This is a genomic window from Guyparkeria sp., from assembly GCF_046540515.1.
Classification (GTDB): domain Bacteria; phylum Pseudomonadota; class Gammaproteobacteria; order Halothiobacillales; family Halothiobacillaceae; genus Guyparkeria.
This window is the reverse complement of record NZ_JBKHFB010000085.1, coordinates 1-7,017: the sequence shown is the minus strand read 5'-3', so window position 1 is coordinate 7,017 and position 7,017 is coordinate 1. Positions and strand designations below refer to the sequence as shown.

Annotated in this window: 6 protein-coding genes; 3 read left to right on the top strand and 3 right to left on the bottom strand. The window is 67.0% G+C overall.

Annotated features, from left to right (window positions below; translation table 11 throughout):
- Positions 1-86 precede the first annotated feature (86 nt).
- Positions 87-1,034, bottom strand: coding sequence for a CHAD domain-containing protein (locus ACLFRM_RS08620; RefSeq protein ID WP_410755333.1), 948 nt, complete (start codon positions 1,032-1,034; stop codon positions 87-89).
- A 174-nt stretch (positions 1,035-1,208) separates the two neighbouring features.
- On the opposite strand from ACLFRM_RS08620, the gene ACLFRM_RS08615 reads away from it, so the two are divergent.
- From ACLFRM_RS08615 to ubiB, 3 genes are read left to right on the top strand one after another with little or no spacing between them, the layout of a single operon-like run.
- On the top strand, positions 1,209-2,315 hold the full coding sequence (locus tag ACLFRM_RS08615) for a phospholipase A (RefSeq protein WP_410755331.1): 1,107 nt from the start codon (positions 1,209-1,211) through the stop codon (positions 2,313-2,315).
- Between the two features lie 24 nt (positions 2,316-2,339).
- Entirely contained in the window at positions 2,340-2,981 is a 642-nt protein-coding gene (locus ACLFRM_RS08610; RefSeq protein ID WP_410755330.1) for an SCP2 domain-containing protein, read from the top strand.
- A complete protein-coding gene (gene ubiB / locus ACLFRM_RS08605) occupies positions 2,981-4,639 on the top strand; it encodes a ubiquinone biosynthesis regulatory protein kinase UbiB (RefSeq protein WP_410755329.1) in 1,659 nt (552 codons plus the stop codon). The genes ACLFRM_RS08610 and ubiB overlap by 1 nt, the downstream gene beginning before the upstream one ends.
- A gap of 82 nt (positions 4,640-4,721) precedes the next feature.
- Here the strand turns inward: ubiB and acs are convergent, their stop codons facing one another.
- Together acs and ACLFRM_RS08595 are read right to left on the bottom strand one after the other, a co-directional pair.
- On the bottom strand, positions 4,722-6,683 hold the full coding sequence (acs, locus tag ACLFRM_RS08600) for an acetate--CoA ligase (protein WP_410755328.1): 1,962 nt from the start codon (positions 6,681-6,683) through the stop codon (positions 4,722-4,724).
- Between the two features lie 94 nt (positions 6,684-6,777).
- Positions 6,778-7,017: hypothetical protein (locus ACLFRM_RS08595; protein ID WP_410755327.1), on the bottom strand; the 240-nt coding region annotated here is incomplete at its 5' end.

The following is a 7,017-nucleotide window of genomic DNA, read 5'->3' as shown; positions in this document are numbered from 1 at the left end:
CGACCTTGGCATTACGAATGCCCTGCTCTACCAACTGAGCTACTCCGGCGCGGGACCGGGAATTCTTGTCGTTTTGCGCCGGCTTGTCAATCGCCCGCGCGGGCGGCGTTTTCCAGATCGCCGATCAGGCGGTTGCGGGCGGTGTACAACCGTTTCTCCAGCGCCGGGCGCGCCTCCTGCCATTCGCGCCACATCGACTCGAATCGCTCATGCTGCCAGGCCGATAGCCGAATGACGTCGTCGCGCACACCGGCGAACGCCTGGGTCAACGGCCTGGCCTGTTTGCCGGGCCGAGCCAATGGGCCGGGCAAGGCATCGGTCAACAACCAGCCGCCGTAATCGGCCAGGTGGCCGCGGAAGACCACCAGGTCGTGCAGGTCGCCCAACCAGTCCTGGATCGTCTTGAGGTCGGCCAGCATCGGCTCGACCACCTCAAAGGGCTCGTGCATGGGTTCGAGCAGGTAACGCAGGTGCTTGACCTGGATGCGCGCGGCATGAGCGCGGTCACGGCCGGCCGCGAGATCGCGCTCGATGCACTCGGTCATCGTGGCGACCTGGGCCGTGTACCAGCGCACGAACGACGCGGTCTGCGAACGGGCACGCGGCTTGAGACCGGGCTTGGTATCGAACGACAACCGCCCATGCGGCGGTTCGTGATCGTCGGCGAGTTGACGAATCCGCGCCGCCACGTCGGCGCAGTCGGTGTCCTCTGCCACTTGGTCGAGCAGTTCGAGCATCACTTCGTGATCGCGCAGGGGGCTGCTTGCCCGGGCGAGCGCCTTGAGTCGCCGTCGAGTCGATTTGCGCGTGCGCAGCACGTCGCGGGACAACCGCAACCAGACCCGCAGGCGCCTCAGTTCGACCCGCAGGTCGTGCAGCGCCTCGGGATCTTCGTCAGCGGCCTCGCGGTAGTGCGCCCAGGCCCGGCGAAAAACGGCCTGCTGAGCGCGCACGAGCACGGCCGCCACCTCGCCGGCCGGTTGGATGAGGAAATCGGCGTCCAGTTGCCGGGCGTGCTTCTTGGCCTGTCCCATGGTGCCCTCCGGGGTCAGCGGGGAACTCCCGTCCGCCGGGCGACTCTCACTCAGTCGCCCGCGGGCCCTGCCCGCCACGGGTCCGATGCACAGGCCTTGCACATCGAATTCGTGCGGGACTTCCCGAACGTCTATCATGGCCCACCGGCCGCCATTCATCAAAGACCTGCCGCCATGTCCCGTCTTCCCTTTCGCTCGCTCCCGGGCCCGCTGCCTCCGGCCCTGTCCGTCCTGTTCATGCTCGGCATGCTCGCGTCGGCGCCGGCTCTGGCGGGGGCGCCGGACTGGTCCTCCTGCACCGCGATCGACAACGACAGCGAACGGCTTGCCTGTTTTGATCGGCTGGCCTCGACAGGCCCGGAGGCCAGCGATGACGACACGTCGAGCGACCCGGCACCAGCCACCGCCCGCCAAGCCGAGCCGGCGAGCGACGACCCTGCGGCCGACGAAGCGGCAATACCGCTGATTCACGAGTCGGAGCCCGTCGCCCTGGAGCGGCGACTGGAATCCGAGCAGTCGGGCGAGCGCAATCCCTTCGTGATGCGCAGCTACCAGCCGAACTACATCATGCCGGCCACCTACACGCCCACCGACCTGTCGCGCGATGTCTACGATTTCGAGCCCCAGCACGCCGAGACGAAGTTCCAGCTCTCGTTCCAGTTCGACTGGTTCGAGGATCCGTTCGGCCCGGGCACGGCGCTGTACTTCGGCTATACCCAGCTCTCGCTCTGGCAGACCTACAACACCAAGCTCCTCGGCGAGGAGGACGACGCCTCCTCCCCGTTTCGCGAGACCAACTACGAGCCGGAGGTGGGCCTGACCATCGACACCGACTTCTCGCTGGCCGGCCTGACCTTCAAGCGCAATCGCCTCTCGCTGATCCACACCTCCAACGGACAGGGCGGAGAGCGCTCGCGCAGCTGGAACCGGCTCGCCGCCAGCACCTCCTTCGGACGCGGCAATTTCGCCGGTCGCCTGCGCGGCTGGCTTCGGCTGCCGGAGGCCGACGAGGACGAGAACCCCGACATCACCGACCACATGGGCCACGGCGACCTGCTGCTGGCCTACAAGTGGAAGGAGCAGACCATCGCCGCCACGTTGCGCAACAACCTCGATTTCGCCGACAACAAGGGCGCGATCCAGATCGATTACAGCTTCCCGCTCTCCAAGCGCGTCAAGGGTTACGTGCAGTACTTCAACGGCTACGGGGAGAGCCTGATCGACTACAATCGCTCGGTCAGCCGGATCGGGCTGGGTATCGCCCTGACCGACTGGCTCTGATCCACCCGTGGCTGCCGCTGTTTCATGATTACCACTGCCCTGCGTTTCAGCGCCGAGACCGTCATCAACCGGCTGATCGAGCGCGACATGAATGCGCGCGAGCGCCTGGCCGACCTGGCCGGGCTGGTGATCGCCATCGACATCGAACACCCCCATCTCACGATCAGCCTCACGCCCACCAGCCGTGGCCTGATGTGGCGATCCGGCGACGACCTGCGCCCCGATGCCCGCATCCGCACCAGCGGCGCGGCGCTGCTGGCCGCCCTGCAACGTGAACACGCCTCGGACACGCTGTTTTCCGGTGAAATGACGATCGAGGGCGACGAACAGGCGGCGACCCGCTTCCTGCGCGCACTGAACGAACTCGACATCGACTGGGCCGACTGGCTGGCCGGGAAGATCGGCGTCTCGGCGGCCGGGGTGATCGAACAGGCCGCACGCAAGGCGCGACAGACCGGTGCGGAATGGCGTGAGACCCGTCGCATCGAGCAGCACGACTACCTGGTCCACGAGGCCCGGCTCGTCGCCGACGATTTCGACCTGCCGGCATTCCTCGAGGGAGTGGACGAGACGCGCGCGGCGGTCGAGCGGCTCGAACGTCGCATCCGGCGGCTCGAGGCGGCCACCGGTGACGACACCGCCCACGACACGACCCGGGGGGGCTGATGCGACCTCGACTGCTCTGGCGCCTGGTGGTGATCCAGTTCGTGCTGCTGCGCCACGGTCTCGACGAGATCGTGCTGGCACTCAGGATCTTCCGCCCGATCCGCTTTCTCAAGTTCTTCTCGCCCTGGTACTGGCTCTCCGACAACCGCCGGCGCACCCGTGGCGAACGGCTGGTCGCGGCACTCGAGGACCTCGGGCCGATCTTCGTCAAGTTCGGTCAGATGCTCTCCACGCGGCGCGATCTCCTGCCGCCGGACCTCGCCGAGGCGCTGTCGGCATTGCAGGACCGGGTTCGCCCGTTCCCCGCCGAACTCGCCCGCCAGCGCATCGAGACGGCCCTCGGCGCCTCGGTCACCGAACACTTCGCCTACTTCGAGGCCGAACCGCTCGCCTCGGCCTCGATCGCCCAGGTGCATGCCGCCACCCTGGACGACGGCCAGGAGGTGATCGTCAAGATCACCCGTCCGGGCATTCACCGGCGCATCCGCAGCGATCTCGAGATCCTCTACACGGTCGCGCGCCTGGCCGAGCGCTACTGGTCGGAGGGCCCGCGCCTGCATCCGGTGGAAGTGGTCCGCGAGTTCGACAAGACCCTGATGAACGAGCTCGACCTGCAGCGCGAGGCGGCCAACGCCGCCGAGCTCAAGCGCCAGTTCGGCGACTCGGCCATGCTCTACGTACCCGCCGTCTACTGGGACTGGTGCCGCACCGACGTGCTGGTCCAGGAGCGTATCCACGGCATCCCGATCGCCCGCATGGATCTGCTGCGCGCGGCCAACGTGAACATGAAACGACTGGCCGAGCGCGGCGTGGAGGTGTTCTTCACCCAGGTGTTCAAGCACAACTTCTTCCACGCCGACATGCACCCGGGCAACATCTTCGTCGACGCGACCGACCCGGAGCAGCCGCGCTACATGGCGGTGGACTTCGGCATCGTCGGCTCGCTGATGCCCGAGGATCAGCGCTATCTCGCCGAGAACTTCCACGCCTTCTTCAACCGCGACTACCGCCGCGTGGCCGAGCTGCACGTCGAGTCCGGCTGGGTGCCGAACACCACCCGGGTCGAGGAGTTCGAGGCGGCCATCCGCACCGTCTGCGAGCCGATCTTCCAGAAGCCGCTGCGCGAGATCTCCTTCGGCCACTTCCTGCTGCGGCTGTTCCAGGTCGCGCGCCAGTTCGACATGGAGGTCCAGCCGCAGCTGGTGTTGCTGCAAAAGACCCTGCTCGCCATCGAGGGACTGGGCCGCGAGCTCTACCCGGACCTCGACCTGTGGCAGACCGCCAAGCCGTTCATCGAGCGCTGGATGCGCGAACGCATGGGCCCGAAGGCCTTCCTCGACCGCTTCAAGGACGAGCTGCCCTACCTCAACCAGCACCTCTCCGAGCTGCCGCGGCTGTCGATCCAGGCCATGCAGCAGGTCCATCGCCAGTCCGAGCTCCTCGAGGGGCAGCGGCACGAACTGGCCTCGCTGCGCCACGAGGCCCGGCGCGACCGGTCACGCAATCGCCTGACCCTGATCGGCGCCCTCCTGCTGGTGGTGTTCCTGGCCACCCAGGGCCGGGACCTCGAGGAGAGCGGGCTGATGGGATTGGGCTGGCTGGGCTGGGCGGAACTCGTCGCGGCCGCGGGCTTCCTCATCGCCGCCTTGCGACGCTGAAAGCCGTCAGTTTCAACTCCAAAACAAAAACCCCCGCAGCCGTCGGCTGCGGGGGTTTCTCGATTCCGCGGGTGCGGTTGGGTCAGTCCTTGCCCATCAGCTGATCGAGGATCGCCGGGTTCTCCAGGGTGGAGGTGTCGCCTTGTGGCGGCTCGCCCTTGGCGATGCCGCGCAGCAGGCGGCGCATGATCTTGCCCGAGCGGGTCTTGGGCAGGTTGTCGCCGAAGCGGATGTCGTCCGGCTTGGCGATCGGCCCGATCTGCTCGGCAACCCAGTTGCGCAGGGTCTTGACCATTTCCTCGGCGGCCTCGCCCTGCGGGCGATCGCCCTTGACCACCACGAAGGCGACGATGGACTCGCCCTTGACGTCGTGCGGGCGGCCGACCACGGCGGCCTCGGCGACTTCCGGGTGCGCGACCAGTGCAGACTCCACTTCCATGGTACCGAGACGGTGACCGGAGACGTTGATGACGTCGTCGATGCGACCCATGATCCAGATGTAGCCGTCCTGGTCACGACGCGCCGAGTCGCCGGCGAGGTAGTAGCCCGGCAGGTTGTCCGGGAAGTAGGTGCGCTGGAAGCGCTCGTCGTCGCCCCAGATGGTGCGCAGCATCGACGGCCAGGGCCGCTTGATCACGAGGTTGCCGCCATGATCCGTGGGCACCTGCTTGCCGTGATCGTCGACCACGTCGGCCATGATGCCCGGCAGCGGCAGGGTGCAGGAACCCGGCACCAGGTCGATCGCCCCCGGGATCGGCGCAATCGCGTGCGCGCCGGTCTCGGTCTGCCACCAGGTATCGACGATCGGGCAGCGCCCGCCGCCGATGACCTGGTGGTACCAGACCCAGGCCTCGGGGTTGATCGGCTCGCCCACCGTGCCCAGCAGGCGCAGGCTGGACAGGTCGTACTTGCCCGGCACCTCGTCGCCCAGCTTCATCAGCGCGCGGATGGCGGTCGGCGCGGTGTAGAACACGCTCACCTTGTGGCGCTGGACCATGTCCCAGAAGCGCCCGCCGTCCGGGTAGGTGGGCACGCCCTCGAAGACCACCTGGGTCACGCCGAGGGCCAGCGGGCCGTAGGTGACGTAGGTGTGGCCGGTGATCCAGCCGACGTCGGCGGTGCACCAGTAGACATCGTCGTCATTCAGGTCGAAGACCCAGGCGCAGGTCGTCGCCGCGTTGACGAGATAGCCGCCGGTCGAGTGCACGATGCCCTTGGGCTTGCCGGTCGAACCGGAGGTGTAGAGGATGAACAGCGGGTGCTCGGCCTCGACCATCACCGGCTCGCACTCGGCCGGCTGGCCGTCGACGGCCTCGGCCCAGGTCAGTTCCTTCGCGCTCGAGGCGCCGGTGGCCACGCCGCCGATGTGCTCGAGCATGATGACCGTCTCGACCGACGGGCAGCCGTGCTCGAGCGCCTTGTCCACCTGCGCCTTGAGGGTGACCTTCTTGCCGCCGCGCATGTTGCCGTCGGCGGTGATCACCATCTTCGCTTCGGTGTCGTTGATGCGATCGCGCAGCGCCTCGGCGGAGAAGCCGCCGAAGACCACCGAATGGATCGCGCCGATCCGTGCGCAGGCGAGCATGGCCACGGTGGCCTCGGGGATCATCGGCAGGTAGATGATCACCCGATCGCCGCGTCCGATGCCCTGCGCCTTGAGTGCGTTGGCGAATCGCGCCACGCGGTCGTGCAGGTCCTGGTAGGAGATGCGCGTGACCGTGCCGTCGTCGGCTTCCGCGATGATGGCGGTCTTGTCCGCCTTTTCCGGCAGGTGGCGGTCGATGCAGTTGACCGAGGCGTTCAGCCGCCCGTCGGCGAACCACTTGAAGAACGGCGCGTTCGATTCGTCCAGCACCTGGTTGAACGGGGTGTCCCAGGTGACGAACTCGCGCGCGAGCCGCGCCCAGAAGCCCTCGAAATCGCGCTCGGCCTCGGCGACCAGCGCATCGAGAGCCCCGCGAGACCCGATTCTCGCCCGGTCCGAGAATTCCGGCGACGGCGAGAAGACGCGGTTCTCGCTCAGAATGGACTCGAGGTTATCCATAAAGACTCCATCGGTATTCGTGAATCGGTAGTCATGACACCTGCGCACGGCAGACGCCGCCCCGGACGGGCCGGGGCAATCGCACCGCGCAAGATTAGCAAAATTCGTCGCGCGGCTGGGAAACGCCGAGCCAGTCCACGCCCCACTTAGCCGACAATTTCTGAATAAATCGGCAACACTTCTCGCCAAGTGATTGCTGGCAAAGGCTTTCGACCAGCCGGAAATCAGTTATGCACAGAAGCTGTGGACAACCTCGTGGAAAACGCGCCGACAACCGGCCGCGACGAAGCCCTATCAGGCAGTTGCGCGGATTGCGCAGTTTTTGACCACCCTG